Here is a 25,924-nt window from a genome sequence, read left to right on the forward strand (position 1 = left end):
CCCATGAGTCCCCGCTTCGACTATGCGCCGGCGCCCGAATCCACCGCGGTCGTCGACATCGCCCCGTCATACGACCTGTTCATCAACGGCGAGTTCACCGCGCCGCTGTCCGAGCGCACCTTCGCCACGATCAACCCGGCCACCGAGGAGAAACTGTCCCAGGTGGCAGCCGCCGGCGCCGACGACGTGGACCGTGCGGTCAAGGCCGCCCGGCGCGCCTATACCCGGGTCTGGGGTCCGATGCCGGGCGCCGAGCGCGCCAAATATCTCTACCGGATCGCGCGCATCCTCGCCGAGCGCTCGCGCGAGTTCGCGGTGCTGGAGACGCTCGACAACGGCAAACCGATCAAGGAGTCGCGCGATGTCGACGTGCCGACCGCCGCGGCGCATTTCTTCTACCACGCCGGCTGGGCGGACAAGCTGGAGTATGCCGGGCTCGGTGCCGCGCCGGCCCCGCTCGGAGTCGTCGGCCAGGTGATCCCCTGGAACTTCCCGCTGCTGATGCTCGCGTGGAAGATCGCGCCCGCGCTGGCCACCGGCAACACGGTCGTGCTCAAGCCCGCCGAGACGACTCCACTCACCGCGCTGCTCTTCGCCGACGTCTGCCGCCAGGCCGACCTGCCGCCCGGCGTGGTCAACATCGTCACCGGTGCCGGCGAGACCGGGCAGGCGCTCGTCGAGCATCCCGATATCGACAAGATCGCCTTCACCGGGTCGACCGAGGTCGGCAAGCAGATCGCCCGATCCGTCGCCGGCACCGACAAGCGGGTGACCCTCGAACTCGGTGGCAAGGCCGCCAATGTGGTCTTCGACGACGCGCCGATCGACCAGGCCGTCGAGGGGATCGTCAACGGGATCTTCTTCAACCAGGGGCATGTGTGCTGCGCCGGGTCCCGGCTGCTCGTGCAGGAGTCGGTGGCCGAGGAGGTCGTGCACCGGCTGCAACGCCGGCTGCAGACCCTGCGACTCGGTGACCCGCTGGACAAGAACACCGACATCGGCGCGATCAACTCCCAGGCCCAGCTCGACCGCATCACCGAGCTCACCGCGGCTGGCGAGGCCGAGGGCGCGACCCGCTGGTCGCCGCCGTGCGAACTGCCGGATCGCGGATTCTGGTTCGCCCCAACGGTTTTCACCGATGTGTCGCAGGCCCACCGGATCGCCCGCGAGGAGATCTTCGGCCCGGTGCTGTCGGTGCTGACCTTCCGCACCCCTGAGGAAGCCGTCGCCCGCGCCAACAACACCACCTACGGGCTGTCGGCCGGGGTGTGGACCGAGAAGGGCTCACGCATCCTGTGGATGGCCGACAAGCTGCGCGCCGGCGTGGTGTGGGCCAACACCTTCAACCGGTTCGACCCGACCTCGCCCTTCGGCGGGTATGCCGAGAGTGGGTACGGCCGCGAGGGCGGTCGCCACGGATTGGCCGCCTATGTCACCGCGGAAGGAACGCACTGATGGCCACCCGCCTGGAGGTCAAGAAGACCTACAAGCTGTATGTCGGCGGCAAGTTCCCGCGCAGCGAATCCGGTCGCACCTACGAGGTGACCAGCGCCCGCGGCGCCTTCCTCGCCAACGCGGCGTGGGGCTCCCGCAAGGACGTGCGCGACGCGGTCACCGCCGCCCGGTCCGCACAGCCCGGCTGGGCGGGCGCCACGGCATACAACAGGGGGCAGGTGCTCTATCGGGTCGCCGAGATCATGGAGGGCCGGCGCGAGCAGTTCGTCGCCGAGGTGGCCGCGAGCGAAGGGGTCACCAAGCCGCGCGCCACCACGATCGTCGACGCCGCGATTGACCGCTGGGTCTGGTGGGCCGGCTGGACCGACAAGATCGCCCAGGTGCTCGGCAACCTCAACCCGGTGGCCGGCCCTTACTTCAACGTCTCGGCCCCGGAGCCCACGGGCGTGATCGGAATCGTTGCGCCGCAACGCAGTTCGCTGCTCGGACTGGTGAGCGTGGTTGCCCCGGTGATCGCCGCGGGCAACAGTTGCGTGGTCCTGACCAGCGAGCAGCGGCCGCTGCCCGCGATCACCCTGAGCGAGGTGCTCGCGACCTCCGATGTGCCCGGCGGTGTCGTCAATGTCGTCACCGGTCCCACGGCCGAGCTGGCGCCCTGGCTGGCGGCGCACCGTGATGTCGACGGCATCGACCTGACCGGGTGCGCCGGCGCGGACGGTGTCGACGCGACCGCTCTGGAGGTGGCCGCTGCCGACAACCTCAAGCGCGTCCTGCGGCCGGCGGCCGACGAACCCGACTGGGGCACAACGGATCTCGAGCGCCTGCGGATCTTCACCGAGACCAAGACCGTCTGGCATCCCAAGGGGCTATGACTGCTGCCGCCAGGGTGCTGGTCCTGTGCGGGCCGAGCGGATCGGGCAAGAGCCGCCTCGCCGACCGGCTGTCCCGCACGCACGGCTGGCCGACGATCCGGCTCGACGATTTCTACAAGGCCGGTGACGACCCGAGTCTGCCGATGACCGACTTCGGCGTGCCCGACTGGGACAATGCCCGCTCCTGGAACCTGCAGTCGGCCCTCGATGCCCTGCGTGACCTGTGCCTCGATGGTCGCGCGGAGCTGCCGGTCTACGACATCGCCACCTCGTCGGTCACCGGCTGCCATGTGGTCGATCGCGGCGACGCACCGATCGTCATCGCCGAGGGCATCTTCGCCGCCGAGACGATCGCCGGGCTGCGCGCTCTCGACCTGCTTGCAGCCGCTTACTGCATCCGTCAGCAGCGACAGCTCACGATGGCCCGCCGGTTCGTGCGCGATGTGCGCGAACGCCGCAAGCCGGTGCCGGTGCTGCTGCGTCGCGGGTGGCACCTGATGCGCCTCGAACCCCGGATCGTCGCGGCCCACGAACGGCTCGGCGCGCGGCCAAGCACGCCCCGAGCAGTAGAACGGGCGGCTACCCTCTGGGCATGAGCGAATGGGCCAGCCCGGCGGGGGACGCGGGCGGAGCCGAGGGGCGCCGACCGGAGTATGACGGATCTGCCGGACCGGCGTATGGCGGGCCGCCACCGGCGCCGGGTTACGGCCAGCCGGGCGGACCGGCATACGGCAGCGCGCCGCAGGGCCCGGCATACGGCGGCCCACCGCAGGGCCCGGCATACGGCGGCCCACCGCAAGCACCGGCATACGGCACCCCTCCGCAGGGACCGGCATACGGCCGTCCTCCGCTCGGCTCGCCCTACCAACAGGCCTTCGCACCCAAGCCCGGCGTCATCCCCCTGCGGCCGCTGTCGCTCGGTGACCTGTTCGACGGCGCCTTCCGCACGGTGCGCGGCAACCCGGGCGCCACCCTCGGCCTGGCTGCGCTGGTGCTGCTCACCGTCGCGATCCCGACCACGCTGCTCACGGTGGCGGTCGGCGGCATCGCCGGGGATTCGACCTCGGGCGAAGCCCTGCTGGGCCTCGGGCAATATCCCGGCCAGGCCTTCGGCATGCTCGCCGGGGTCATCCTCGGCGGGCTGCTCATCGTCGTGCTGTCCGAAGCCGTGCTCGGTCACCGCATCTCGATCGGTCAGGCCTGGCAGCGCGGGAAGGGCCGACTGCTGCCGCTGCTCGGGCTGACCGTGCTGCTGGCGCTGGCCGCACTGCTCGTCCTCGGCGTGATCGTGGCCGTCGTCGCCGGCAGTTATGCCGCGGCGGGCGCCGCCACGGCCGTCGTCGTCGGGGGCCTGCTCGCCATTGCCTTCGTCGTCGCCGCGGTCTTCGTCGCGACCCGGATGCTCTTCGCCAGCGCGGTGATCGTCCTCGAGCGACAGGGCGTCGTCGCGGCGATGAAGCGCTCGTGGGCGCTCACTCGCGGACAGTTCTGGCGGATCTTCGGCATCTATCTGCTCGCCTCGCTGCTCGCGGGTCTGGTGTCCTCGATCGTCACGCTGCCCGCGATGATGATCGTGATGGCCACCATCGGGTCGACCGCGCCAGGCGGCTCGGTGTCGATGAGCAGCGCCACGATCGCGCTGGTGATCCTGCAACTCGCCTCGGCGATCGGTCAGATCATCACTGCGCCCTTCCTCGCCAGCGTCAGCGGCCTGCTCTATATCGACCAGCGGATCCGCCGGGAGGCTCTGGACGTGACCTTGATGGCCGCCGCCGCGAAGCGCTGATGCTGCGCCAGCCACCGCTCACGCCGGATGCGAAACAGGCGCAGGAGTGGCTCGCGCACGAACTGTCCAAGGGCAAATACGGCCGCCAGCCCGGGGTGATCGAGCGCCTGCTGAACTGGCTGTTCGGCGACGGGAGAAGCCCCAACCTCAAGGTCTTGAACCTGCCCCCGGTCATGCTGGTCATCGGGCTCATCGTGATCCTGGCGGCCATCGGCTTCGGCGCCACCCGAATGCGGCGCCGCGGCGGACGCAACCGGGCCGCGAGCGAGGAAGCGGGAGTGCTCGCCGAGGTCACCGCCTCGGCGACCGAACTGCGTCGCTCGGCCGAGCAGGCCGCTCGCCGCGGCGACTACGCGGCTGCCGTCCTCGACCGTTTCCGGGCCATCGCCCGGCGGTCCGAGGAGCGCGCGCTGCTGCCGCCCCGGCCGGGCACGACCGCCCGCGAGGTGGGTGACAGCCTCGCCGGCTTCTTCCCCGGGCACCGGGAGGATCTGCGCGGTGCGGCGCGCGTCTTCGACGATGTGCGGTATGGCGGTCGCGCGGCCTCCGCGGCCGACGCCGAACGGCTGGCAGCACTCGACCGGCAGCTCGACGCCGCCCGGCCGGTCCACGCCGTGCCCGAGGTGACGGGGTGAACCGGCGCCGCGCTGCCTTCTGGGCGGTGGTCGGCCTGCTGCTCGTCGGCTCCGCGCTGCTCGTGGTGCTGCTCCGCGGCTCCAGCGGCGTGCCGCTCGACCCGCGCAATCCCGAGCCGGACGGGGCCGAGGCGGTCGCCCGCGTGCTGTCCGAGCAGGGGGTCACGGTGATCTCCGCGTCCTCGCGCGATGCTGTGGCCGCCGCGCAGCCGGATGCGGCCAGCACCGTGCTGGTGAGTATGCCGTCCGCGGTCAGCAGCGAACGGCTGCGCCAAGTCCTGCGTGCCTCCTCAGGGGCCGCGCTCGTCGTGCTGATCCGACCCGGCGCGGCTCAGCTCAACACCGTGCTGGGCACCGACACCACCACGACCCCGTGGAGCGGCGTCAGCGGGTCGGCCTGCGAACTGCCGAGCCTGCAAGGGCTCAGCCCGCTCGGGGTCGGCAATGCGTATGTGGGTCTGCCCTCCGATGCCCAAACCTGCTTCGGTGACCCACTCAACGGAGCGCCGGTCTTCCAACTTCCCGCCGTCGAGGACCGGCCGGCGGTGCTGGTCATCGGCAGCGTCTCGATCCTGTCCAACGAGCTGATCGACAAGGGCGACAACGCCGCCATCGCGCTTCGCGCCCTCGGCAGCCAGCCCCGATTGGTCTGGTACTCAGGCGATTTCGACGCCAGCGCGCCGCCGCCACCGAGCCCGTGGCCGCTGTGGGTCAGCCCCGCGGTGTTGCTGCTGGTCGCCTGCATCCTGCTGACCATGGTGTGGCGCGGCCGCCGCCTGGGGCGACTCGTCACCGAGCCGCTGCCCGTGGTGGTCAAGGCCGACGAGACCGCCCGTGCCCGTGGCGAGCTCTACCGGCGGTCCCGCGACACTGTGCGGGCCGGACAGATTCTGCGGCAGGCGAGCAGCACGCGGCTGTCGGCATACCTCGGGCTGTCCCCCCACACCGATCCCACCCAACTGGTCGACGAGGTCGCCCGCGCGGCCGGCGAGCAGCCGCAACGCGTCGGTGAGCTGCTGCACGGCCCCGACACCACGACCGAGCCGGCACTGGCGAAGGTCGCCCAAGACCTGGAAACCCTCGAAAGGCAGGTTCGTCGCAGATGACCGATCTCTCCCAGCAGACGCCACCGGGTGGTGACGCGGCCCGCGCCCGCGAGGCACTGCGCCGGGTGCGCGCCGAGGTGGCCAAGGCCGTCGTCGGGCAGGACGCCGCGGTGTCCGCGCTCGTCATCGCGTTGCTCGTGCGCGGCCACGTGCTGCTCGAAGGTGTGCCGGGCGTGGCCAAGACCCTGCTGGTGCGCTCGCTGGCGCGCGCGCTGCAGGTCGAGAGCAAGCGGGTGCAGTTCACACCCGACCTGATGCCCGGCGATATCACCGGCTCCCTCGTCTACGACAACGACCGGACCGATTTCAGCTTCCGGCCGGGTCCGGTCTTCACCAACCTGCTGCTCGCCGACGAGATCAACCGCACGCCGCCCAAGACGCAGTCGGCGTTGCTGGAGGCGATGGAGGAACGCCAGGTCACGGTCGACGGTATGCCGCGCGCCCTGCCGAGCCCCTTCCTCGTCGCCGCCACCCAGAACCCGGTCGAATACGAGGGCACCTACCCGCTGCCGGAAGCACAGCTCGACCGGTTCCTGCTCAAGGTCACCGTGCCGCTGCCGCAGCGTGCCGACGAGATCCAGGTGCTGCAACGGCATGCGGCGGGTTTCGACCCGCGCGATCTCGCGGCTGCCGGGGTGCAGCCGGTGGCGAGCATCGCCGACCTCGATGCGGGCGCGGCGGCCATCCGGGAGGTTCAGGTCCGCTCCGATGTCGCGGCATACATCGTCGACATCGCCCGGGCAACCCGCCAATCCCCTTCTCTCGCACTGGGAGTCAGCCCCCGAGGCGCGACCGCCCTGCTGGCGACAGCGCGCGGCTGGGCCTGGCTCAACGGCCGCGACTATGTCACCCCGGACGATGTGAAGACGATGTCGGGATCGACGCTGGCGCACCGGCTGTCGCTCCGCCCAGAGGCCGAGCTCGAAGGCATCGGGGTCGCCTCCGTGCTCGAATCCGCCATCGCGTCGGTGCCGGTCCCCCGCTGAGGTATGGCGATCACCGGGCGCGCCGTCGCACTGGCCCTGCTGGGGCTGGTGCTCGTCGTGCTGCGTCCGGTGCCGTCCACGGTGTTGTGGTGGCTCGGTGCGGTGGCCGTGCTCATCGCGGTCGACGTGCTGGTCGCGGTGTCCCCGAAAACCCTTCAGTGGCAACGGGATCCAGTCGGTCAGGTGCGCCTCGGCGAGCAGACAACGACCTCCCTCGTCGGCCGCAATCCCGGCTCGCGGACCGTCCGGGCCCTGGTGCGCGACGCCTGGCAACCGTCGGCTGGGACGTCCGGCGAACGGCATACGGTGACCATGCCCGGCGGTGAGGCGGCGCGATTGACGACCCGCCTGTCGCCGACGCGACGCGGTGACCTGAAGGCGGATGCGGTGACCGTGCGGTCGTTCGGCCCGATGAGGCTCGCGGCCCGGCAACGGTCGGTGCCGGTCGGCGGGCAGCTGCGCTCGTTGCCGGCGTTCCCGTCACGGCGACACCTGCCGAGCCGGCTCGCCCAACTGCGACAGATCGACGGACGCTCGGCGGTGCGGATCAGGGGGCAGGGCACCGAATTCGACTCGCTGCGTGACTATGTCGAGGGCGACGACGTGCGCAGCATCGACTGGCGGGCGACGGCGCGTCGGCAAAAGCCGGTGGTGCGCACCTGGCAGCCGGAGCGCGACCGCCGGATCATCCTGGTGCTCGACACCTCCCGCACCAGTGCCGGACGGATCGACGACCTGCCGCGGCTGGACAGCGCGATGGATGCTGCGCTGCTGCTGACAGCGCTCGCCTCCCGCGCCGGCGACCGCATCGACCTGATCGCCGGCGACCGTCAGGTGCGGGCGCGGGTGAGCGGACGCACCGACCGCAACGAGCTGCTGCACGCCGTCGTCGAGGCGATGGCACCGCTGGAACCCGCTCTGGTGGAAGCGAATTGGACCGCACTCGCCGGGGCTGTCACCTCGCTGACCCGGCGCCGGGCACTGGTCGTGCTGTTAACGACCTTGGAGCCCGCCGCGATCTCCGAGGGGTTGCTGCCCGTCCTGCCGAGTCTGGTGCAGCACCACCGGGTGGTGATCGCCTCGGTCGCCGATCGGTCGGTGCTGGCGATGGCGCGGGACCGCACGTCGGTGCGGTCGAGCTATGACGCGGCCGCGGCCGAGCGGACCATCGCCCTGCGTCAGCAAGTGCGCGACGCCGTCGGACGGCTCGGGGTCACCGTGCTGGACGAACCGCCCGAGGTGCTGCCGGTGGCGCTCGTCGACCACTACCTGGCGCTCAAGCGGCAGGGCCTGCTGTGAGCCGGCCGGCACGGTCGGCGACCGAGTTCGGCATACGTCGGGGTTAGCCGGCGGTCGGCACGAGGGCTTCGCGGTCCCATTCCTCGACGTCACCCGTGTCGCCGGCGAGCACGGCTCGGCGGCCTGGGCCGAAGACATAGGCGAAGAAGAGCACCTCGGCAAGCACACCGATGCCGATGCGCGCCCAGGTCGGCAGACCCGACGGCGTCACGAAGGCCTCGATGATGCCGGTGACGAGCAGCACCACGATCAGGCCAAGCGCGATGGTGACCGAGGCTCGAGCTTCGTGGGCGAGATTGGCCAGGCGCGGGCGCGGGCCGGGCTCGACCCACGCCCAGAACATCCGCAAACCGACCCCGCCGGCGACGAAAACCGCTGTCAGCTCAAGCATTCCGTGCGGCAGGATCAACCCGAAGAACAGCGCGGCTCGCCCGTGCGCCGTCATCACTCCGCCGATGATGCCGAGGTTGAGGACGTTGCTCCACAGGCTCAGCAGCACCGGGAAGCCGAGCGCTCCCCCGGCCAGACAGATTGCCGCGACATAGACATTGTTGGTCCATACCCGGAAGGCGAAATCGGTCGCGGCATACTCGCTGTAGTAGCTCTCGAAGTCTTTGTTGACGAGTTGGTCGAGCTGATCCGGCGGGATGAACTGGGTCTGCACTCCCGGGTGCTGCACCACCCACCAGCCGATCGCGAAGGCCACGAGCAGGTTGACCGCCATCGTCGTCAGCCACCACCAGCGCGCGCGATAGAGCATGGCGGGGAAGGTGCGCACGAAGAACTCGGCGAAGCCCGCCCAGGCCGCGGTCCGGGTGCCGACGGCTCGGGATCGCGCCCGCGCCAGCACCGTCGAAAGGTATTGCAGCACAGTCGGATCCGGCGCTGCCGACCGGAGATAGGACAGGTGGGTAGCTGTGCGCTGATAAAGATCGAGCAGTTCGTCGGATTCCTGGCCCGACAGCCTGCGCCGTTTGGTGAGCTCCTGCAGGCGGCGCCACTCACCCTCGTGCGCCGCGACGTACGCATCCAGGTCCACGCCGACGACTGTACGGTGCCGGTATGACGATCGCGACCGATCGACGCGCCCTGCGCGGCAGCGAAGTCGACCACGCCGTGACCGGCGAGGGCGTGCTGATCGATTCTCCCGCAGCCTCGCTGGGCGTCCTGCTGGTGGCCGGTCTGATCGACGTCATCCTCACCATGCTCGTGTTGCTGTTGCTGGCGATAGTGCTCGCCACCAGCCTGATCCGCGTTAATGAGGCCGTGGGGGCGTCGGCCGTCGTCATCGTGATCGTGCTGGTCTACCTGGTGGTGCCGGTGACCATCGAGACGCTCAGCCGGGGCCGCAGCGTCGGCAAGCTGGTCATGAAGCTGCGCGTCGTGCGCGACGACGGCGGCCCGATCGTGTTCCGGCATGCCTTCGTGCGGGGGCTGATCGCGCTGGTCGAGATCCACATGTTCCAGGGCGTGCCCGCGGTGATCGCGGCGATGGTCAGCAAACGGTCGAAACGCTTGGGCGATATGGCCGCCGGCACCTACACGGTGCGGGAGGAGACCGCGATGCGGCTGCAGTACCCGCCGCACATGCCGCCCGCGTTGCAGCCCTGGGCGGCCGGCGCGGATATCGCCCCGCTGCCCGACGGACTCGCGCTGGCGATCCGGCAGTTCCTCCTGCGCTCCGAGCAGCTCAGTCCCTCAGCCCGTATGGCGGTGGGCTCGGACCTGCTCCACCGCACTCTTGCGCTGGTGTCGCCTCCCCCGCCCGCCCACGCACCGCCCGACTCAGTGCTGGCCGCCGTGCTCGCCGAGCGCCGTCGCCGGGACGCCGAGCGCCTACAGCGCGACGCCGTAACCCGCGCCCGGCTGCTGCCCCCGTCGGTGTAAAGGCCCGCGCCGGCGAAAGTCGCCATTGTGTCGAGTTCCTCGGGCGCCAACCCCCGAAATCGGCGCTCTCCCACCCAAAAGTCGCCATGATGGCGAGTTCGGTGACCCTGGGCGACGCGTCGCTTCCGCGATCGACGACATGTCCGCACGAACGCACCACCCCTGCCGCCAATCTGCGGACACCATGCCCCCGGCCCCCGCGACCGTCCGCACGAACGCACCACCCCTGCCGCCAATCTGCGGACACCATGCGCCACGCCGCCGCCGTCAGCACCACCGGCACACAACGGGCCGCAACCCCTGACGCACCTCCCTCGGCGCCTGCGGCGTCAGCACCACCGGCACACAACGGGCCGCAACCCCTGACACCCAGAGGTCACCGCCCGCGGCGTCAGCACCACCGGCCCCAAACTGGCCGCAACACCTGACACTTCACGCGCTACGCCGCCGCCGTCAGCACCACCGGCACACAACGGGCCGCAACCCCTGACGCACCTCCCTCGGCGCCTACGGCGTCAGCACCACCGGCACACAACGGGCCGCAACCCCTGACGCACCGTGCTCCCGGCCCGCGGCGTCAGCACTACCGGGCAAGCGCTCAGTGATTTCGACGCGCTCACTCCTTCGTCGCTCGCTTGCTCAATCAGCGAAGGGGCGCACACCCGCAGCGCTCAGTGATTTCGACGCGCTCACTCCTTCGTCGCTCGCTTGCGCAATCAACGGGGGTGGGCGCTCAATCAGCGGAGCGGCTCTCAACCGGCCAGGTGGCAGCTCTCGAACTATGCGTATGCCGGTTTGATCGTGTCCTCGATCAACGCGAGGCGTTCGTCGAAGGGCAGGAACGCCGACTTCATCGCATTGACCGTCACCCAGCGCAGGTCGTCCTTGGTCCAGCCCGCCTCGTCGACGAGCAACTGCATCTCCTTGCTCATCGAGGTATCGCTCATCAACCGGTTGTCGGTGTTGAGCGTGACCCGGAAGCGCAGATCCTTCAGCCGGGTGATCGGGTGCGAGGCGATATCGGTGGCGGCGCCGGTCTGGATGTTCGACGACGGGCACATCTCCAGCGGGATGCGCCGGTCGCGCACGAACCCCGCGAGCAGCCCCAACTCATCCGAGGCGGAGATGTCGTCGACGATCCGCACGCCATGACCGAGCCGCTCCGCGCCACACCACTGGATCGCCTCCCAGATGCTCGGCAGCCCGAAGGCCTCGCCGGCGTGGATGGTGAAGTGCGCATTTTCACGGCGCAGGTATTCGAAGGCGTCCAGGTGCCGGGTAGGCGGATAGCCCGCCTCGGCACCGGCGATGTCGAAACCACCGACCTCCTGGTCGCGATAGCGCACCACCAGTTCGGCGATCTCGCTGCTCTTGGCCGCATGCCGCATCGCGGTGAGCAGCGCGCGCACCCGGATGCGGTGCCCCGACCGCGCCTCACCGTCGCGGAAGCCGGCGTTGACCGCCTCGACGACCTGCTCCAGGGTGAGCCCTGCCTCCAGGTGCTGCTCGGGCGCGTAGCGGACCTCGGCATACACCACTCCGTCGGCGGCGAGATCCTGCGCGCACTCCGAGGCGACCCGGAACAGCGCCGACTCGGTCTGCAGCACCGCGACCGTCTGGGCGAAGGTCTCCAGATAGCGCACGAGCGAGCCGGAGTCCGAGCTCTCCCGGAACCACCGCGCGAGCCCGGCGGCGTCGCTTGCCGGCAACCCGTCATACCCGGTCTCCTCGGCGAGTTCCAGCACGGTCTGCGGGCGCACCCCGCCGTCGAGGTGGTCGTGCAGCAGCACCTTGGGCAGCGCGACGATCTCCGGTCGCAGCTCGAGTTCACTCATCGCGGTGCACCGTGTCCGGGCTGAAGGCCGGCAAACAGACCGCGACATATTCCGCACCCTCGGGCCCGACCGTGTAGCGAATCCGTTGTCCTGCAACAGTTTTCACCGACTGGCCAGCGTTGACCTCGAGACGCCCTGCGTCATACTCGATGACGACCTGGCCGCTCAGCACCACCGTCCACTCGTCGAACTCCGGGGTCTGCGCCGGCTCCTCCCAGCCCGCGGGCGCAACCATCCGGGCGATCGAGACGCGCCCCTCCCCGGTGCTCGCCAGGCCGGCGTATTCGTCGATGATCTTGCCGCCGGGCACGGGGATCCGGACCGGTGCGGTCTGCAGTTCGGGCATGCCTTCAGCGTATGCCGACGTCATCGCACCTCCTCCAGCACGATCCCCTTGCGCTCGGGAGCGTCGGTGCCGACCTCCCAGGCGCCGGCCAACGTCTCCTGCGCCCGAGCGAAACGCTCGGGCGTGTCGGTGTGCAAGGTCAGCAATGGCTGGCCGCGCTTCACCCGGTCACCCGGCTTGGCGTGCAGCTCGACGCCCGCACCGGCCTGCACCGTGTCCTCCTTGCGGGCGCGCCCGGCCCCGAGCCGCCAGGCCGCTACACCGACCGCGAGCGCGTCGAGCCGGGTGAGCACGCCGTCGGCGTCCGCCTCGATCACCTGCTGCTCGCGCGCCACCGGCAGCGCCGCCGACGGGTCACCGCCTTGCGCAGCGATCATCCGGCGCCAGACATCCATCGCCCGGCCGTCGCGCAGCGCGTCCGCCGGGTCGACGTCGGACACCCCGGCGGCCGCCACCATCTCCCGAGCGAGCGCGATCGTGAGGTCCACGACATCCGCTGGTCCGCCGCCGTCGAGCACCTCGACCGACTCGCGCACCTCGAGCGCGTTGCCGGCGGTCAGGCCGAGCGGGGTCGACATGTCGGTGAGCAGCGCGACCGTCGTCACGCCGGCGTCGGTGCCGAGGTCGACCATGGTGCGGGCCAGCTCGCGCGCCTGGTCCAGCGATTTCATGAACGCGCCACTGCCGACCTTCACGTCCAGCACGAGCGCGCCGGTGCCCTCGGCGACCTTCTTGGACATGATCGAGCTCGCGATCAGTGGGATCGCCTCGACCGTGCCGGTGACATCGCGCAGCGCGTAGAGCTTCTTGTCGGCTGGTGCCAGCCCCGACCCGGCCGCACAGATGACCGCGCCCACGTCGCGCAGCTGGGCCAGCATCGCCTCGGTGGACAGCGCCGCCTGCCAGCCGGGGATCGCCTCGAGCTTGTCGAGCGTGCCGCCGGTGTGGCCGAGGCCGCGACCGGACAGTTGCGGCACCGCGACACCGCAGGCGGCGACCAGCGGGGCGAGCGGGAGGGTGATCTTGTCACCGACGCCGCCGGTGGAGTGCTTGTCGGCGGTCGGGCGGCCGAGGCTGGAGAAGTCCAGTCGCTCGCCCGAAGCGATCATCGCCGCCGTCCAGCGCGAGATCTCCTCCCGGTCCATCCCGTTGAGCAGGATCGCCATCGCAAGCGCCGACATCTGCTCCTCGGCGACCTCACCTTGGGTGTAGGCGTCGATCACCCAGTCGATCTGCTCCGGGCTGAGCCGGCCTCTGTCACGCTTGGTGCGGATCACATCGACGGCATCGAAGGCTTGGCTCATGCCGCGAATCTTTCCACGCACCTCGTGGAACCAGACGACGACCACCCGCGTCGTACCCGCGGCAATGAGTGTCTCGCCCCGGGCCGGCCGGGCGACTCAGCAGGAGGATTCATGCACCGTTCGCGTACGTTCGCTCTCACGACCAGCGCTCTGTTGCTCGCGCTGCCGCTCGGCCTCACCGCCTGCGGTTCCTCGGACAAGGGCAGCGGCGCCCAGAGCAGCGCTGCAGCACCGACCTCGGGCGACCAGGGGGCGCCGTCCGGGAGCGGCAGCTCCGGTGGCGGTGACGCTGCGGGCAAGCCGAGCAAGGACGAGGTCAAGACCGGGCTGGTGAAGTTCTACGGCACCCAGGGCGTCACCGGCGACAAGGCCGACAAGCTCGCCGGCTGCATCGTCGATGACGGTTATGACCAGTTCTCCCCCAAGACGCTGATCGCCATGCGGGACGGCAAGCCGACCGACATGGACCCGGCCGACACCGCCAGTTTCACCAAGGTCTCCACCCAGTGCGCGGTCAAGACGGGCGCGGGTTCGTTGCCCACCAGCCTGCCGTCGGCTTCCTGACGCACGTCGGCTGCCTGCCGCACGTCGGCTGCCTGACGCACGTCGGCGTCCTCGACGAGCGCCGAGCGCTCCTGACGCGCACCGAGCGCTCCTGACGCGGGCTGATCGGGGCGCCCGACCTCACGCCAGGTCGTGCGCCCCGAACGCCTGCGGCAACACCTGACTCATCGACTGCACGCCCAGCGGCGTCATCACCTGGCAGTCCGGGCCACCGTGCTCCCACAGCAGCTGACGGCAGCGTCCGCACGGCATCAGCGGCTCGCCGTCGCGGTTCACGCACGACACCGCGACCAGCCGGCCTCCGCCGGTGCGCTGCAGTTCGCTCACCATTCCGCACTCGGCGCACAACGTCACGCCATACGCGGCGTTCTCGACATTGCACCCGCTCACCAGCCGGCCGTCGTCGACGAGCCCCGCGACCCCCACCGGGAAGTTGCTATAGGGCGCGTATGCCGTTCCCATCGCCTCGACGGCGAGGTTGCGCAGCGCGTTCCAGTCGACGGTGGCCACGACTCACCCCTTGACGTAGGGCTCGCCGTCGGCCGCGGGCGCCCGCACCCGGCCGACCAGGCCGGCCACCGCGAACAGCGTCGCCAGATAGGGCAGCATCGCGAGCAGATCGGAGTCGATCCGCACCGGCAGGGACTGGAAGAGCGACAGCGCGGTCTGCAGGGCGGTCGCGAAACCGAAGAACAACGCCGCACCCAGGGCGCCCCTGGGCGTCCAGCGGCCGAAGATCAGCGCGGCGAGCGCGATGAAGCCCTGGCCGGAGGTGATGCCCTTGTTGAACTGGCCCACCGACCCGATGGTGAGCGCGGCACCGGCGATGCCGGCGATGCAGCCGCCGATGATGACGTTCTGGTAGCGCAGCCGCAGCACGTTGATCCCGACGGTGTCGGCGGCCTTGGGGTGCTCGCCGACCGCGCGGGTGCGCAGGCCCCAGCGCGAGCGGATCAGCATGATGTCGATGACCGCGACGATGAGGTACATCAGGTAGACCATGATGTTCTGGTCGAACAGCAGCGGCCCGATCACCGGGATGTCGCCGAGCACCGGGATCTTGATCGGACTGAAGGTCGCGGGCGTGTTGGTGCCGGTGGGGTCCTTGGCCATGACCGCGCCATACAGATAACCGGTGAGGCCGATCGCGAAGGCGTTGAGGACGACGCCGAGGATGACCTGGTTGACCAGGAAGCGGATGGAGAAGACCGCGAGCAGCGCGCCCATCACACCGCCGATCACCGCGGCAGCCACCAGGCCCACCCAGGTGCCGGCGATGGTGCCGAAGAGCGCGCCGGCGAAGGCCCCGAAGAGCATCTGCCCCTCGATGGCGACATTGATGACACCGGTCTTCTCGCACATCACGCCGGCCATCGCGCCGAGGATCAGCGGGGTGGCGAGCAACAGCGTCTGCTGCAGCAGCGAGGCGATCTGCACCGACTGCTTGCCGGCCGAGCCGGCCCAGGTGAGGAAGGCGATGATGAACAGCAGCGCGACCGCGATCCCGGCCCAGCGCAGTGCCGCGCCCTGCAGGCCGCGGACCAACTGCCACACCCCGACGAGCACGATCAGGATCCCGAGGACGATCACGGTGACCGTGCCGGGCACGTTCACCTTCGGCAGCTGTATGCCGACGTCGCCCGCGTTGAGGTCGAAGCTGGTCGACCCGCTGCCCGCCGACAGGCCGAGGCCGAGCACGGTGACCAGGCCGATCAGCACGATCGCGACGCCGATCCCGACGCGGCGAGCGGTCGACATCCGCACATCGACGCTGCGCTGGGCGACGACCTCGCCCGGGGCCACCTCGACGGTCTCGGTGGTGACCTCGGGCTGGTCGGTCTTGACCGGGTCGCTCATCCGTTCCATCCCTTCGCGAGCACGGCGGAGCCGGAGGAATCGGACCGGCGCAACCGGAAGATCAACCGGATCAGGCCCGGCGCGGCGATGAACAGCACGACCAGGGCCTGCAACACCTGCACCAGGTCCGGCGGCGTCGTCGTGGCGACCTGCAGCTGACCGCTGCCGGCGGTGAGCGCGCCGAAGAGCAGTCCGGCCCAGAAGGTGCCCCACGCGGTGCCGCGGCCGAGCAGCGCGACGGTGATCGCGGTGAAGCCGACGCCGGCGTCGACACTGGCGGTGACCTGGTAGTTATTGGCCGAGCCGAGGATCTGGGCGACACCGGCGAGCCCGGAGAGCGCGCCGACGAGCACCATCACCCAGATATAGGTCGAGGACACGCTGATGCCGGCGGTGCGCGAGGCGTTCTGGTTGGCGCCGACCGCGCGGACGCGGAAGCCGAAGGTGCCGTATTTGAGCAGCCACCACACGAATGCCGTCGCGGCGATCGCCAGGATGAAACTGAAGTTGACGCGCAGGTCGGCCCCGAAGAGCGGCCAGAAGCGGGCGTTGCCCTCGACCGTGCGGGAGACGGCCTGGTTGTACGGCGGCGCCTGGAACCAGGTCACGCCGAGCAGGTAGTTGACGAAATTCACCGCGATGTAGTTGAGCATGATCGTGGTGATGACCTCGTGGGCACCGGTGCGAGCCTTGAGCGCACCGGCGATGGCCGCCCAGATCGCGCCGCCGATGACGCCGCCGAGGATCGCCACGATGATGTGCACCGCCCACGGCAGATGCCAGGCGAAGCCGATATAGCCCGCGAGCGCAGCCGACATCAGGATCTGGCCCTGCGCACCGATGTTGAACAGCCCGGCGCGGAAGGCGAGGGTGACCGACAGCCCGGCCAGGATCAGCGGGGTGGCATAGACCAACGTCTCGGACAGCGGGGCGAGTGCTTGACCACCGCCTGGGTTGTAGATCGAGCCTTCGAAGAGCGCCACATAGGCATCACGCACGGCCCAGCCGGCAGCATTGAAGGTGTCCAGCGGGGCCTGGAAGAAGTAGCCGATCGCCTGCCGGGTGGGGCCATCGGAGGCGATGATCAAGATCGCGCCGACGATCATCGCCGAGATCACCGCAAGCACCGTCACCACGAAGGGGTGGTCCGAGCGCAGCATCGTGCCGATGCCCGGCCGGTCGGCCGCCTGGTCGAGCGTCTGGTTGGCCGGCGCCATCGGCTGCGCCGTGTCCGCGTCGGGCCGATCCTTGTCGGCCTTTACCAGGTCGGGCCGGTCCTTGTCGGGTTTCCCGAGATCCGGGGTCATGCTGAGTCCTTCTCACCCTCGGTGTGCCCTGCCATCAGCAGGCCGAACTCCTCGGCCGTGGCGGTCGGCGGAAGTTCGCCGATGATGCGGCCGCCATACATCACGCCGATGCGGTCGGCGAGCCCGACGATCTCGTCCAGCTCGGTGCTGACCAGCAGCACCGCGGTGCCCCGGTCGCGCTCGGCGACGATCCGCTTGTGCACGAACTCCATCGAGCCGACGTCGACGCCGCGCGTCGGCTGGGAGACCACCAGCAGCCGCAGCGGCCGGGACATCTCCCGGGCCAGCACGACCTTCTGCTGGTTGCCGCCGGACAGCGACGACGCGGGCGCGTCGATCGACTGGGTGCGCACATCGAATTCCTCGACCCGGTGCTCGGCGTTCTGCTCGATCTCCTTGAGGTTCAACGACAGCTTCGAGCCGAAGGGCTCCTCGTCATACATGTCGAGCACGAGATTCTCGGCGATCGAGAAGCTGCCGATCAACCCGTCGTCGCTGCGGTCCTCGGGCACATAACCGACGCCGAGCGCGAGCACCTGGTCGGTGCTGGCATCGGTGATGTCCTTGCCGTCCAACGAGATTCGGCCCTGCTCGGGTTCGGCAAGCCCGACGATCGCCTCGGTGAGCTCGGACTGCCCGTTGCCCTGCACACCGGCGATGCCATAGATCTCACCGGCGCGCACCTGCAGGCTGACGTCGTCGACGAGGACGTGCCCGGTCGGGTCGATGATCCGCAGGTCCTGGATGTCGAGCACCGGCTCCCCCGGCTCGGCCGGCTGCTTGTCGACCTGCAGCTGCACCGTCCGCCCGACCATCAGTGCGGCCAGTTCGGCCGGCGTGGCGGTGGGCTCGGCGGTGCCGACGACCTTGCCGCGGCGGATCACGGTGATCCGGTCGGCGACCGCGCGAACCTCGCGCAGCTTGTGGCTGATGAAGACGATCGAGGTGCCGCCCTCCTTGAGCGAGCGCATGACCTCCATCAGGTTGTCGGTCTCCTGCGGCGTGAGCACGGCGGTCGGCTCGTCCAGGATGAGCACCTTCGCGTTGCGGGCGAGCGCCTTGAGGATCTCCACCCGTTGCTGCAGACCGACCGGCAGCTGCTCGACGAGCACGTCCGGGTTGACCTCGAGGTGGTGGCGGGCGGACATCTCGCGCACGACCTGGTGCGCCTTGGCGCGGTCGAGCACGCCCGCGCCCTTGGTGAACTCGTCGCCGAGCATGACGTTCTCGGCGACCGTGAGCACCGGCACGAGCATGAAGTGCTGGTGCACCATGCCGATGCCCGCGCGCATGGCGTCGCCGGGGCCACCGAAGGTGACGCTCTTGCCGTCCAGCAGAATCTCACCGGACGTCGGCCGATAGAGCCCGTAGAGCACATTCATCAGCGTCGACTTGCCGGCGCCGTTCTCACCCAGGAGGGCGTGGATCTCCCCCGGTTCGACCACCAGGTCGATGTGATCGTTGGCGACGAAGGTGCCGAACTTCTTGGTGATGCCCCGCAGTTCCAGCTTCACCCGGACTTCCTTTCTCCTCCGGCGATCGTGTCATCCGCCGGTCGACAACGGACAGGCCGGGTGCTCGCGCACCCGGCCCACCCGTCATACGGGGATCACTTCGGCTGGCTGGGCGAGGTGATCGTGATCTTGCCGGAGATGATGTCGGCCTTGACCTGGTCGACTTCCTTCTTCAAGGCGTCCGGGACCTTGCTGTCGAACTGGTTGTAGGGCGCGAGGCCGACACCGCCGTTCTTGAGGTCGCCGATGTAGTTGCCGGTCGGGAAGTTGCCCGAGCTGGCGGCCTTGAGGTAGGTCTCCACACCACCGGAGAGGTTCTTGGTGGCGCTGGAGATGAAGTACTTGCAGTACTGCGCCGCGCTCGTGCAGCCGTCGGTGTCGACCCAGATCAGGTTGAGCTTGCCGCCCGCGGCCGCAGCCGCTGCGCCAGCGCCGACGCCCGCGCCACCGGCGACCGGGAAGACGATGTCGGCGCCCTGGGACTGCATCGACTGGGTGATCGACTTGCCCTTGTTCTGGTCGGTGAAGGAGCTGGCGAAGGTGCCGCCCTTCTGGTTCTTCTCATCCCAGCCGAGGACCTTGACGTTCTTGCCCTTGGCCTTGTTGTAGTACTGCACGCCCTCCCAGAAGCCGTCCATGTAGATCGTCACCGGCGGGATCGGCAGGCCGCCCCAGGTGCCGACGGTGCCGGTCTTGGTCATGCCGGCCGCGAGATAACCGGCGAGGAAGCCGCCCTGCGCGGTGTTGTACTCGATGCCGTAGATGTTGGAGACACCCTGGTTGGAGTTGTCGATCTCGGCGAACTGGACCTTCGGGAACTTCGCCGCGACGCCCTTGACCGCATCGCCCATCAGGCCGCCGACGGCGATGACGGTGCTGCAGCCGCCCTGGGCGTATTTGGTGAGGTTGGGGGTGTAGTCGGTGCCGGAGTTGGACGGCACGTACTTGATCGTGATGTTCGGGTTGTCCTTGGCCGCCTTCTGCATGCCGGCCCACGAGTTCTCGTTGAAGGACTTGTCGTCGACACCACCGGTGTCGAGCACCATGCAGGCGCTGATCTTCTTGCCCGAGGCGGTGCCGGTGCCGCTGTCCGAGCCGGAGCCCGACCCCCCGGCCCCTCCGCCGGTGCCGGGCTTGCTGCCGCAGCCGGCGAGGACCATCGTGGCGGCTGCTGTGACGGCCGCAATCTTCATCACCGAACGCACGGTGTCTCCTTTTGTCCTGAGGAACACGCCCCACGCGCACGGGTCGGCGGCGGACGATCAGCCGCACTCTAGTGGTCCGGGTGAGACATCTCACCCCTCTGAGGTGGGACCGCGGTCTTCGTTATCCGATCGTCGCCGGTTGCCGCAGGGCGGCGCCGGCCAGGATGCGCGCGCCGATGCCGATCGCGCGCTCGTCGACCACCAGGTCGCCTTGATGCAGTTCGTATGTCGACCCGCCGGGCGTGCGCGTGCCCAGCCGGGCCATCGCGCCGGGGCAGTCGCGCAGCATCCAGGAGAAGTCCTCGCCGCCGAGCGACTGCTTGGTCGGCACCACGCTGCTGCGGCCCACGGTCGCGCGAGTCGCGAACCGGAAGGCCTCGATCGCGGCCGCGTCGTTGACCACGGGCGGCACGCCACGCACATGGCGCACCTCGGCGCGCACCCGATAGGGCGCCACGAGTTCGTGCACGGTCTTCTCCACCAGCCCGTCGAGGGTTTTCCACACCTCGGCATCCAGCACCCGCAGGGTGCCGTGTGCCTCCCCGGCGACCGGTATGACGTTGACCGCGTTGCCGGAGTGCACCTCGCCCCAGACCAGGGCCGCACCAGAGCGCGGGTCGAGGCGGCGCGAAAGGACGGCCGGCAGGTCGACCAAAACCTTGCCGAGCGCGAAGGTGATGTCCTGGCTCAGGTGCGGCCGAGAGGTGTGACCGCCCCGGCCGGACAGCATGACGTGCACGCTGTCGCAGGCTGCGGTGATCGGACCGCTGGCCAGCCCGACCGTGCCGACGTCGATGCTCGGGTCGCAGTGGACGGCGAAGATGCGGTCGACGCCGTCGAGCGCATGCTCCTCGATCGCCTGGTGCGCCCCGCCGGGGACGACCTCCTCGGCGGGCTGGAAGACCGCGCGCACGGCCAGGTCCTGCAGGGCGAGGGCGTCCTGGTGCTCGTGCAGGGCGAGCAGCGCGCCGAGCACGGCGGTGGTGTGGACATCGTGGCCGCAGGCGTGGGTGACATTGGGGACCTCGGAGGCGAAGTCCAGCCCGCTGCGCTCCGGGATCGGCAGCGCGTCGATATCTGCTCGCAGGCCGGTGCGGTAGCTCGGCTGCTCCGCACCGACCTCGGCGACCAGGCCGGTGCCCTCGAACCGGCGGAACCGGATGCCGGCCGCGGCGAGGGTCTCGCAGATCAGGTCGGTGGTGACATATTCGGTGAACGCGACCTCCGGGTGCCGGTGGATCCGGCGGCGCAACTGCACCAGGTCCGGGGTGAGCGATCGCACCTGCTTGGCGACCGCTCGCAGGAGTTCCTCGGAGGAGATCGCGGTGGTGCTCACAAATCAAGGATGGTACGCCGCCCCTGGCCCAACCCCCGACAGGCGTCCGGCAGCCTCAGTCGGCGACCACGACGAGGAAGGGCTTGGTGCCCTCCTCGACCCGCTCGGTGAAGATGTCGATCAGCGTCGCCCGGTCCTTGGCGCCGAGCTGCTCGATGCCTTCGAAGGACAGCAGCGTGCCCGGCTCGTCCTCGAAGTCGCGCAGGCAGTCGGCGAGCGAGTCCCAGGTGTGCCCGAAGTAGTCAGGCAGGTCCAGGTCCTTGGCCGCCCGCTTCAGGAAGGCCTTCTTGTCGGTCGGTTGGGTGAGGCGGACGGCATACGTCCGCCAGCCGTGATCGCGCGCGAGGTCGAGCACGCGCTGTGCGGGATCACCCGCCGAGAACACGCCCGACGTGCCGTCCGTCAGGGCGGTGGTGAGGCTGCTCATCGCAGAATCCTCCGGAACGTTGTGTAGTGGTCGTCGGTGTAATACAGCGTGCCGTCCTTGCCCTGGACGATCCGCCGCGCTCCGCGGGTCCGCTCCCCTGGCGTCCGCACGGTGAACTCGTGATAGTAGCCGCGCGGACGCTTCGGCAAGACCTGTTCGAAATTTCCGAAGACGGCGCCATCCTGCTTGTAGGGATAAGGGCCGCCGCGGTCGATGAGCGCGATCGTGTCGCGCGCCTCACGCGGCAGGTCGTCGAAGGCGACGGTTGCCAGGCCGTCGCTGGGGGTGTCACTCGCGGTGGAGGCGGTCGGCCCGGTCGAGGTGGTGTCCGAGGTGGTGTCCGTCGCGCCGGTCGTGCCGGTTCGGGCGGGGGTGGTGGGCGTGGCGGTGCCGCAGCCGGCGAGCAACACCAGGCACAGGATGAGCGCCAGCACGGCGACGCCGATCGCCATGAAGTGCCGCCAGAAGAACCGGTGCTTGTCTCGGAGCTGGTGCCAGAGGTCGGTCATCGTCAGGTCGTTCAGAACGCGTCGCGCGGGACGTAGACGCCCCAGACATCGCGCAGCGCATCGCTGACTTCGCCGACGGTCGCCCGGACCCGCAGGGCTTCGCGCAGCGGGTAGAGCACGTTGTCGGTGCCGCGGGCGGCCGTGCGCACATCTTCGAGTCGGCGTTGCACCTCGTCGTTGTCGCGGTCGGCACGCAGCGCTGCCAGCCGTTCGCTCTGGTTGGCCTCGATCCGCGGGTCCACCCGCAGCGGCTCGTAGGGGTCCTCGACGTCGAGCGCGAAGCGGTTCTGCCCCACCACGATCCGCTCGCCCGAGTCGATCTCGAGCGCCGTGGCGTATGCCGAGCGTTCGATCTCGTTCTTCTGGAATCCCTCCTCGATCGCGGCGACTGCACCGCCTTTGTCCTCGACCTGGCGCATCAGGTCGAGCGCTGCGGCCTCGATGTCGTCGGTGAGCGACTCCACGACATACGAGCCGGCGAAGGGGTCGACGGTTTTGGTGACATCGGTTTCGTAGGCGAGCACCTGCTGGGTGCGCAGCGCGAGCCGGGCGGCCTTCGCGGTCGGTAGGGCGATGGCCTCGTCGTAGGAATTGGTGTGCAGCGACTGCGTGCCGCCGAGGACGGCGCCGAGCCCCTGGAGTGCGACCCGGACCAGGTTGACCTCGGGCTGCTGGGCGGTGAGCTGCACGCCCGCGGTCTGGGTGTGGAAGCGCAGCATCATCGACTTGGGGTTCTGGGCGCCGAAGTCCTCCTTCATGACCCGCGCCCAGATGCGGCGGGCCGCGCGGAACTTGGCGACCTCCTCCAGCAGCGTGGTGCGCGCGACGAAGAAGAAGGACAGCCGCGGGGCAAAGTCGTCGACCGCGAGGCCGGCGGCCTGCGCCGCGCGGACGTATTCGATGGCGTTGGCGAGGGTGAAGGCGATCTCCTGCACGGGCGTCGCGCCCGCCTCGGCCATGTGATAGCCGCTGATGGAGATCGTGTTCCAGCGCGGGATCTCCTGGTGGCAGTAGGCGAAGATGTCCGAGATCAGCCGCAACGACTCGGCCGGCGGGTAGATGTAGGTGCCGCGGGCGATGTATTCCTTGAGCACGTCGTTCTGGATCGTGCCGGTGAGCTTGCTCGCCGCGATGCCCTGGCTCTCGGCGGTGAGCTGGTAGAGCAACAGCAGCGTGCTGGCCGGTGCGTTGATCGTCATGCTGGTGCTGACCTCGTCGAGCGGCAACCCGTCGAAGAGCACCTGCATGTCGTCCAGGGAGTCGATCGCCACCCCCACCTTGCCGACCTCGCCGTGCGCGACCGGCGCGTCCGAGTCGAAGCCCATCTGGGTCGGCAGGTCGAAGGCGACGCTCAGCCCACCGGTGCCGTGGGCCACGAGTTCGCGGTAACGCTCGTTGGACTCCTTGGCCGTGCCGAACCCGGCATACTGCCGCATCGTCCACGGCCGACCGGTGTACATGTTGGGGTAGACGCCGCGGGTGAACGGGTACTGGCCGGGCTCGCCGAGTCGCTGCTGCGGGTCGAATCCGTCCAGTGCTGATGCGTCGTAGACCGCCTCGAAGGGCAGCCCGGACTCCGTCGTCGCCATAGGGCGCAGCGTAATGCGCAGGCTGTGGGGCGCGGGCGGGCCCTGGGAAGGTTGTCCGCGACGTGGTGTGCCGGTCAGGGGTCACGCGACCACCTGCTCACCCGGGCCTTGCTGACGCAGAGCAGGTAGGCGGCGTCGGCGACCGAGACGCCTTCGTCCCGCAGGGCCCGCGCGGCCGCCCGAGCCTGCCGCTCGGCCTCGTCCTGCTGTCGCGCGGCCTCGGTCGCCGCGGCCAGGGCAGCTTTGACGAGGTCGGTCACGGATCCGAGGTCGGGATAGATCGACAGTTGCACCTCGCCCCCGCCGATCATCGCCTCGGCGGCGAGGAGTTCCACCGGGACGCGCTTGCCGGTGAAGCACCCGACATAATCCAGGATCTGCTGCGAGGCGGCTTCGAGGGTGCGGGATTGAGTCACACCGATGTCGTCGATATGCAGCTCCCAGCCGTTGCGCCATGGCTTCGCGCGCACCTTGTAGATCATCGCCACCACCTCTCGTCGGGCGCGCCGTTTAGCGTCACTTGTGGGTGAGCCACCGCGACCACCCCAGCGCCCGGCAGGCTGAGCGCGCAGTGCACGAGAGTCATCGCCACCACCCCAGCGGCAGACAGCTCAGCTTGCGCACCGTGTCGGCGATCACGCCGCGCGAGATCGTGCCGGCGTCCGGCACCACTGCACGATGCTCTTCGCACGGACAGGTCCACACCTCCAGATCTCCAAACCCGCGGCGCGAGGTGCAGCCGGCGCGGCGCAACAGCGTCGCGAACCTGCGCTGCTCGATGGGCAGGGTCAGCAACAGCACCGTCGAGCGATTCCTCGGTCGGAACCGTTCGGCTCGGAACGTCTCCCTGCGGGCGGCACCGTGCTGCGTCATACGGTCAGCCTCGCCCGGCGACGGCATACCCGGAAGACGCACGCACACTCGGTGGGGATAACCGCACCTTGGCCCGACGCCGCCCTGGGGATAACCGCGGGCCCCGCCCAGCGTCCGCAGATCCGCACCACCGCTCGCGCACAAACGCGGACACACGCCGCGGATCCCGCCCAGCGTCCGCAGATCCGCACCACCGCTCGTGCGCACCCGCGGACACACGCCGCGGGCCCCGCCCAGCGTCCGCAGATCCGCACCACCACTCGTGCACAAACGCGGACACACCAGCACGCCCCACGCGTCAACCGCGCCAGCCATTGCGGCGGAGAGCCTCGCGCAACTGCCCAAAGGTGCGAAGGTCACGGTCTCGAACCGCCGACGTCGTCGCCCGTAAATGCGTCCCGCCGGAAAGGGTGATCTCGTTGTGTTTCAACAGGTCTCGCTGTTGCCGGTCCGGAAGCAGATGCTGTATGCCGTCGACCTCGAGCGTTACCTTGTAATCCCGCCATTCGGCGTCGAGGTAATAGGTCCCGCTCGGCCTACGCAGTCGGCGCTGCCGAGTCGGCTCCGGCAATCCGAGCTCGCGGCAGGCCGCTCCGAGGTCGAGTTCGGCGATGGACTCCGCGCCGCCGCAGATCTCGGATACTGCGAAGCAGACCCGCGTCCGCCGAGGTAGCCGGGGCAGGCGATCCGCGGCCTCGGCCAAGTCGATCGGATCCACCACGTGCTGCTGAGCGGCCATCGCCAGGATGGTTTCGCCGGCGCGTACGGTGTCGGCCCACAGGGCTGCGCGCAAAGCGGCGACGGGCGGGGCGACATACCGCAGCCCATCGCGCAGTCGCACATCGTCCTCGGACCACCATCGCAACTCGTGGACGGCGACCGGCGGTCGACGGCGGTGCACCCGCGCGCCTTTGGGGATGCTCACGTGAACGCGCTCGTCGGTGAAGCCTTCAAGTCCCACGAATTCCAACGCGGTCATACCGTCGAGGGTTGCCATGGGCGCTGCATTGGCCAACGTCCTTCGCATGAGGGCGAGCCGACCGGGTGGCGAACCGATCGCGCGAACGGCTGCTCCGTCGATCGCGAGACGACCTTGCCTCACTTCGCGCACGAGCATGCCCCTCGTCAGGCCCACACTGCGTAACTCGGCGCGTGAAGCGGCCCCGCCCTGCGCTTCGAGGAGTGCGAGCATCGTGCGGCGAGTAGGCACATCGAGTTTCGGCATACGCCGA

Annotated in this window: 26 protein-coding genes; 10 read left to right on the top strand and 16 right to left on the bottom strand. The window is 69.6% G+C overall.

Features of this window, described 5'->3' with window-relative positions; genetic code table 11:
- The first annotated feature begins 3 nt into the window (after positions 1 to 3).
- From G9U51_RS12145 to G9U51_RS12180, 8 genes are read left to right on the top strand one after another with little or no spacing between them, the layout of a single operon-like run.
- Positions 4 to 1,455 (top strand): aldehyde dehydrogenase family protein, encoded by a 1,452-nt coding sequence (locus tag G9U51_RS12145; RefSeq protein WP_166197205.1) that lies wholly within the window; start codon positions 4 to 6, stop codon positions 1,453 to 1,455.
- A complete protein-coding gene (locus G9U51_RS12150) occupies positions 1,455 to 2,327 on the top strand; it encodes an aldehyde dehydrogenase family protein (RefSeq protein ID WP_166197206.1) in 873 nt (290 codons plus the stop codon). The genes G9U51_RS12145 and G9U51_RS12150 overlap by 1 nt, the downstream gene beginning before the upstream one ends.
- Positions 2,324 to 2,923: a uridine kinase family protein gene (locus G9U51_RS12155; RefSeq protein WP_166197207.1), complete on the top strand. Its 600-nt coding sequence runs from the start codon at positions 2,324 to 2,326 to the stop codon at positions 2,921 to 2,923. The genes G9U51_RS12150 and G9U51_RS12155 overlap by 4 nt, the downstream gene beginning before the upstream one ends.
- Positions 2,920 to 4,113 (top strand): glycerophosphoryl diester phosphodiesterase membrane domain-containing protein, encoded by a 1,194-nt coding sequence (locus G9U51_RS12160; protein ID WP_166197208.1) that lies wholly within the window; start codon positions 2,920 to 2,922, stop codon positions 4,111 to 4,113. The genes G9U51_RS12155 and G9U51_RS12160 overlap by 4 nt, the downstream gene beginning before the upstream one ends.
- Positions 4,113 to 4,748 (top strand): DUF4129 domain-containing protein, encoded by a 636-nt coding sequence (locus G9U51_RS12165; protein WP_166197209.1) that lies wholly within the window; start codon positions 4,113 to 4,115, stop codon positions 4,746 to 4,748. The genes G9U51_RS12160 and G9U51_RS12165 overlap by 1 nt, the downstream gene beginning before the upstream one ends.
- Positions 4,745 to 5,854 (top strand): DUF4350 domain-containing protein, encoded by a 1,110-nt coding sequence (locus G9U51_RS12170; protein WP_166197210.1) that lies wholly within the window; start codon positions 4,745 to 4,747, stop codon positions 5,852 to 5,854. Before G9U51_RS12165 ends, G9U51_RS12170 begins: the two co-directional genes overlap by 4 nt.
- Positions 5,851 to 6,840 (top strand): AAA family ATPase, encoded by a 990-nt coding sequence (locus tag G9U51_RS12175; protein ID WP_166197211.1) that lies wholly within the window; start codon positions 5,851 to 5,853, stop codon positions 6,838 to 6,840. The genes G9U51_RS12170 and G9U51_RS12175 overlap by 4 nt, the downstream gene beginning before the upstream one ends.
- 3 nt (positions 6,841 to 6,843) lie before the next feature.
- On the top strand, positions 6,844 to 8,139 hold the full coding sequence (locus G9U51_RS12180; RefSeq protein WP_166197212.1) for a DUF58 domain-containing protein: 1,296 nt from the start codon (positions 6,844 to 6,846) through the stop codon (positions 8,137 to 8,139).
- Between the two features lie 43 nt (positions 8,140 to 8,182).
- Here G9U51_RS12180 and G9U51_RS12185 read toward each other — a convergent pair whose 3' ends face one another.
- Positions 8,183 to 9,178: a stage II sporulation protein M gene (locus G9U51_RS12185; protein ID WP_166197213.1), complete on the bottom strand. Its 996-nt coding sequence runs from the start codon at positions 9,176 to 9,178 to the stop codon at positions 8,183 to 8,185.
- 23 nt (positions 9,179 to 9,201) lie between these two features.
- Between G9U51_RS12185 and G9U51_RS12190 the strand changes: the two genes are divergently transcribed.
- On the top strand, positions 9,202 to 10,026 hold the full coding sequence (locus G9U51_RS12190) for an RDD family protein (protein ID WP_207948275.1): 825 nt from the start codon (positions 9,202 to 9,204) through the stop codon (positions 10,024 to 10,026).
- A gap of 779 nt (positions 10,027 to 10,805) precedes the next feature.
- Here G9U51_RS12190 and G9U51_RS12195 read toward each other — a convergent pair.
- Genes G9U51_RS12195 through G9U51_RS12205 form a run of 3 tightly spaced genes read right to left on the bottom strand, consistent with a single transcriptional unit; the run spans position 10,806 to position 13,511 of the window.
- Positions 10,806 to 11,861 carry an adenosine deaminase gene (locus tag G9U51_RS12195; protein WP_166197214.1) on the bottom strand — a complete coding sequence of 352 codons (1,056 nt, stop codon included), beginning with the start codon at positions 11,859 to 11,861 and terminating at the stop codon, positions 10,806 to 10,808.
- Complete coding sequence (locus G9U51_RS12200; protein WP_166197215.1) at positions 11,854 to 12,207, bottom strand: cupin domain-containing protein; 354 nt, start codon at positions 12,205 to 12,207, stop codon at positions 11,854 to 11,856. The genes G9U51_RS12195 and G9U51_RS12200 overlap by 8 nt, the downstream gene beginning before the upstream one ends.
- Before the next feature lie 20 nt (positions 12,208 to 12,227).
- On the bottom strand, positions 12,228 to 13,511 hold the full coding sequence (locus tag G9U51_RS12205) for a thymidine phosphorylase (RefSeq protein ID WP_166197216.1): 1,284 nt from the start codon (positions 13,509 to 13,511) through the stop codon (positions 12,228 to 12,230).
- Between the two features lie 111 nt (positions 13,512 to 13,622).
- Here G9U51_RS12205 and G9U51_RS12210 point away from each other — a divergent pair, with 111 nt between their 5' ends.
- Positions 13,623 to 14,075 (top strand): hypothetical protein, encoded by a 453-nt coding sequence (locus G9U51_RS12210; RefSeq protein ID WP_166197217.1) that lies wholly within the window; start codon positions 13,623 to 13,625, stop codon positions 14,073 to 14,075.
- Positions 14,076 to 14,195: 120 nt separating this feature from the next.
- On the opposite strand, the gene G9U51_RS12215 is transcribed toward G9U51_RS12210, so the two are convergent.
- The 12 genes from G9U51_RS12215 to G9U51_RS12270 all read right to left on the bottom strand — a co-directional run bounded on the left by G9U51_RS12215 (position 14,196) and on the right by G9U51_RS12270 (position 25,884).
- Positions 14,196 to 14,537, bottom strand: a complete 342-nt coding sequence (locus tag G9U51_RS12215; protein WP_207948287.1) for a cytidine deaminase — start codon at positions 14,535 to 14,537, stop codon at positions 14,196 to 14,198.
- Positions 14,538 to 14,588: 51 nt separating this feature from the next.
- A complete protein-coding gene (locus tag G9U51_RS12220; RefSeq protein WP_166197219.1) occupies positions 14,589 to 15,932 on the bottom strand; it encodes an ABC transporter permease in 1,344 nt (447 codons plus the stop codon).
- Positions 15,929 to 17,239 (bottom strand): ABC transporter permease, encoded by a 1,311-nt coding sequence (locus G9U51_RS12225; RefSeq protein ID WP_166197220.1) that lies wholly within the window; start codon positions 17,237 to 17,239, stop codon positions 15,929 to 15,931. Before G9U51_RS12225 ends, G9U51_RS12220 begins: the two co-directional genes overlap by 4 nt.
- Positions 17,236 to 18,753, bottom strand: coding sequence for an ABC transporter ATP-binding protein (locus tag G9U51_RS12230; protein ID WP_166197221.1), 1,518 nt, complete (start codon positions 18,751 to 18,753; stop codon positions 17,236 to 17,238). Before G9U51_RS12230 ends, G9U51_RS12225 begins: the two co-directional genes overlap by 4 nt.
- Positions 18,754 to 18,848: 95 nt before the next feature.
- Complete coding sequence (locus G9U51_RS12235) at positions 18,849 to 19,958, bottom strand: BMP family lipoprotein (RefSeq protein ID WP_207948276.1); 1,110 nt, start codon at positions 19,956 to 19,958, stop codon at positions 18,849 to 18,851.
- 121 nt (positions 19,959 to 20,079) lie between these two features.
- Positions 20,080 to 21,294: an amidohydrolase gene (locus G9U51_RS12240; RefSeq protein WP_328823459.1), complete on the bottom strand. Its 1,215-nt coding sequence runs from the start codon at positions 21,292 to 21,294 to the stop codon at positions 20,080 to 20,082.
- A gap of 55 nt (positions 21,295 to 21,349) precedes the next feature.
- Positions 21,350 to 21,721, bottom strand: a complete 372-nt coding sequence (locus G9U51_RS12245; RefSeq protein WP_166197222.1) for a barstar family protein — start codon at positions 21,719 to 21,721, stop codon at positions 21,350 to 21,352.
- Positions 21,718 to 22,230 carry a ribonuclease domain-containing protein gene (locus G9U51_RS12250; protein WP_235946056.1) on the bottom strand — a complete coding sequence of 171 codons (513 nt, stop codon included), beginning with the start codon at positions 22,228 to 22,230 and terminating at the stop codon, positions 21,718 to 21,720. Before G9U51_RS12250 ends, G9U51_RS12245 begins: the two co-directional genes overlap by 4 nt.
- Before the next feature lie 11 nt (positions 22,231 to 22,241).
- Positions 22,242 to 23,819 carry an acyl-CoA mutase large subunit family protein gene (locus tag G9U51_RS12255; protein ID WP_171715612.1) on the bottom strand — a complete coding sequence of 526 codons (1,578 nt, stop codon included), beginning with the start codon at positions 23,817 to 23,819 and terminating at the stop codon, positions 22,242 to 22,244.
- A 74-nt stretch (positions 23,820 to 23,893) separates the two neighbouring features.
- Complete coding sequence (locus G9U51_RS12260; RefSeq protein WP_166197223.1) at positions 23,894 to 24,301, bottom strand: antitoxin HicB; 408 nt, start codon at positions 24,299 to 24,301, stop codon at positions 23,894 to 23,896.
- Positions 24,302 to 24,401: 100 nt separating this feature from the next.
- Positions 24,402 to 24,620, bottom strand: coding sequence for a type II toxin-antitoxin system HicA family toxin (locus G9U51_RS12265; RefSeq protein WP_328823460.1), 219 nt, complete (start codon positions 24,618 to 24,620; stop codon positions 24,402 to 24,404).
- Positions 24,621 to 24,990: 370 nt separating this feature from the next.
- A complete protein-coding gene (locus tag G9U51_RS12270; protein WP_166197224.1) occupies positions 24,991 to 25,884 on the bottom strand; it encodes a hypothetical protein in 894 nt (297 codons plus the stop codon).
- Between the last annotated feature and the right edge of the window lie 40 nt (positions 25,885 to 25,924).

Source organism: Metallococcus carri (assembly GCF_011440275.1).
Taxonomy (GTDB): domain Bacteria; phylum Actinomycetota; class Actinomycetes; order Actinomycetales; family Dermatophilaceae; genus Metallococcus; species Metallococcus carri.

Coding starts and splice junctions, on each gene's coding strand:
- G9U51_RS12180 (WP_166197212.1), top strand. CDS start 6,844: ATGGCGATCACCGGGCGCGCCGTCGCACTGGCCCTGCTGGGGCTGGTG.
- G9U51_RS12210 (WP_166197217.1), top strand. CDS start 13,623: ATGCACCGTTCGCGTACGTTCGCTCTCACGACCAGCGCTCTGTTGCTC.
- G9U51_RS12250 (WP_235946056.1), bottom strand. CDS start 22,230: ATGACCGACCTCTGGCACCAGCTCCGAGACAAGCACCGGTTCTTCTGG.
- G9U51_RS12190 (WP_207948275.1), top strand. CDS start 9,202: ATGACGATCGCGACCGATCGACGCGCCCTGCGCGGCAGCGAAGTCGAC.
- G9U51_RS12145 (WP_166197205.1), top strand. CDS start 4: ATGAGTCCCCGCTTCGACTATGCGCCGGCGCCCGAATCCACCGCGGTC.
- G9U51_RS12150 (WP_166197206.1), top strand. CDS start 1,455: ATGGCCACCCGCCTGGAGGTCAAGAAGACCTACAAGCTGTATGTCGGC.
- G9U51_RS12165 (WP_166197209.1), top strand. CDS start 4,113: ATGCTGCGCCAGCCACCGCTCACGCCGGATGCGAAACAGGCGCAGGAG.
- G9U51_RS12270 (WP_166197224.1), bottom strand. CDS start 25,884: ATGCTCGCACTCCTCGAAGCGCAGGGCGGGGCCGCTTCACGCGCCGAG.
- G9U51_RS12160 (WP_166197208.1), top strand. CDS start 2,920: ATGAGCGAATGGGCCAGCCCGGCGGGGGACGCGGGCGGAGCCGAGGGG.
- G9U51_RS12225 (WP_166197220.1), bottom strand. CDS start 17,239: ATGACCCCGGATCTCGGGAAACCCGACAAGGACCGGCCCGACCTGGTA.
- G9U51_RS12175 (WP_166197211.1), top strand. CDS start 5,851: ATGACCGATCTCTCCCAGCAGACGCCACCGGGTGGTGACGCGGCCCGC.
- G9U51_RS12255 (WP_171715612.1), bottom strand. CDS start 23,819: ATGGCGACGACGGAGTCCGGGCTGCCCTTCGAGGCGGTCTACGACGCA.
- G9U51_RS12195 (WP_166197214.1), bottom strand. CDS start 11,861: ATGAGTGAACTCGAGCTGCGACCGGAGATCGTCGCGCTGCCCAAGGTG.
- G9U51_RS12260 (WP_166197223.1), bottom strand. CDS start 24,301: ATGATCTACAAGGTGCGCGCGAAGCCATGGCGCAACGGCTGGGAGCTG.
- G9U51_RS12155 (WP_166197207.1), top strand. CDS start 2,324: ATGACTGCTGCCGCCAGGGTGCTGGTCCTGTGCGGGCCGAGCGGATCG.
- G9U51_RS12200 (WP_166197215.1), bottom strand. CDS start 12,207: ATGCCCGAACTGCAGACCGCACCGGTCCGGATCCCCGTGCCCGGCGGC.
- G9U51_RS12245 (WP_166197222.1), bottom strand. CDS start 21,721: ATGAGCAGCCTCACCACCGCCCTGACGGACGGCACGTCGGGCGTGTTC.
- G9U51_RS12215 (WP_207948287.1), bottom strand. CDS start 14,537: ATGGGAACGGCATACGCGCCCTATAGCAACTTCCCGGTGGGGGTCGCG.
- G9U51_RS12220 (WP_166197219.1), bottom strand. CDS start 15,932: ATGAGCGACCCGGTCAAGACCGACCAGCCCGAGGTCACCACCGAGACC.
- G9U51_RS12205 (WP_166197216.1), bottom strand. CDS start 13,511: ATGAGCCAAGCCTTCGATGCCGTCGATGTGATCCGCACCAAGCGTGAC.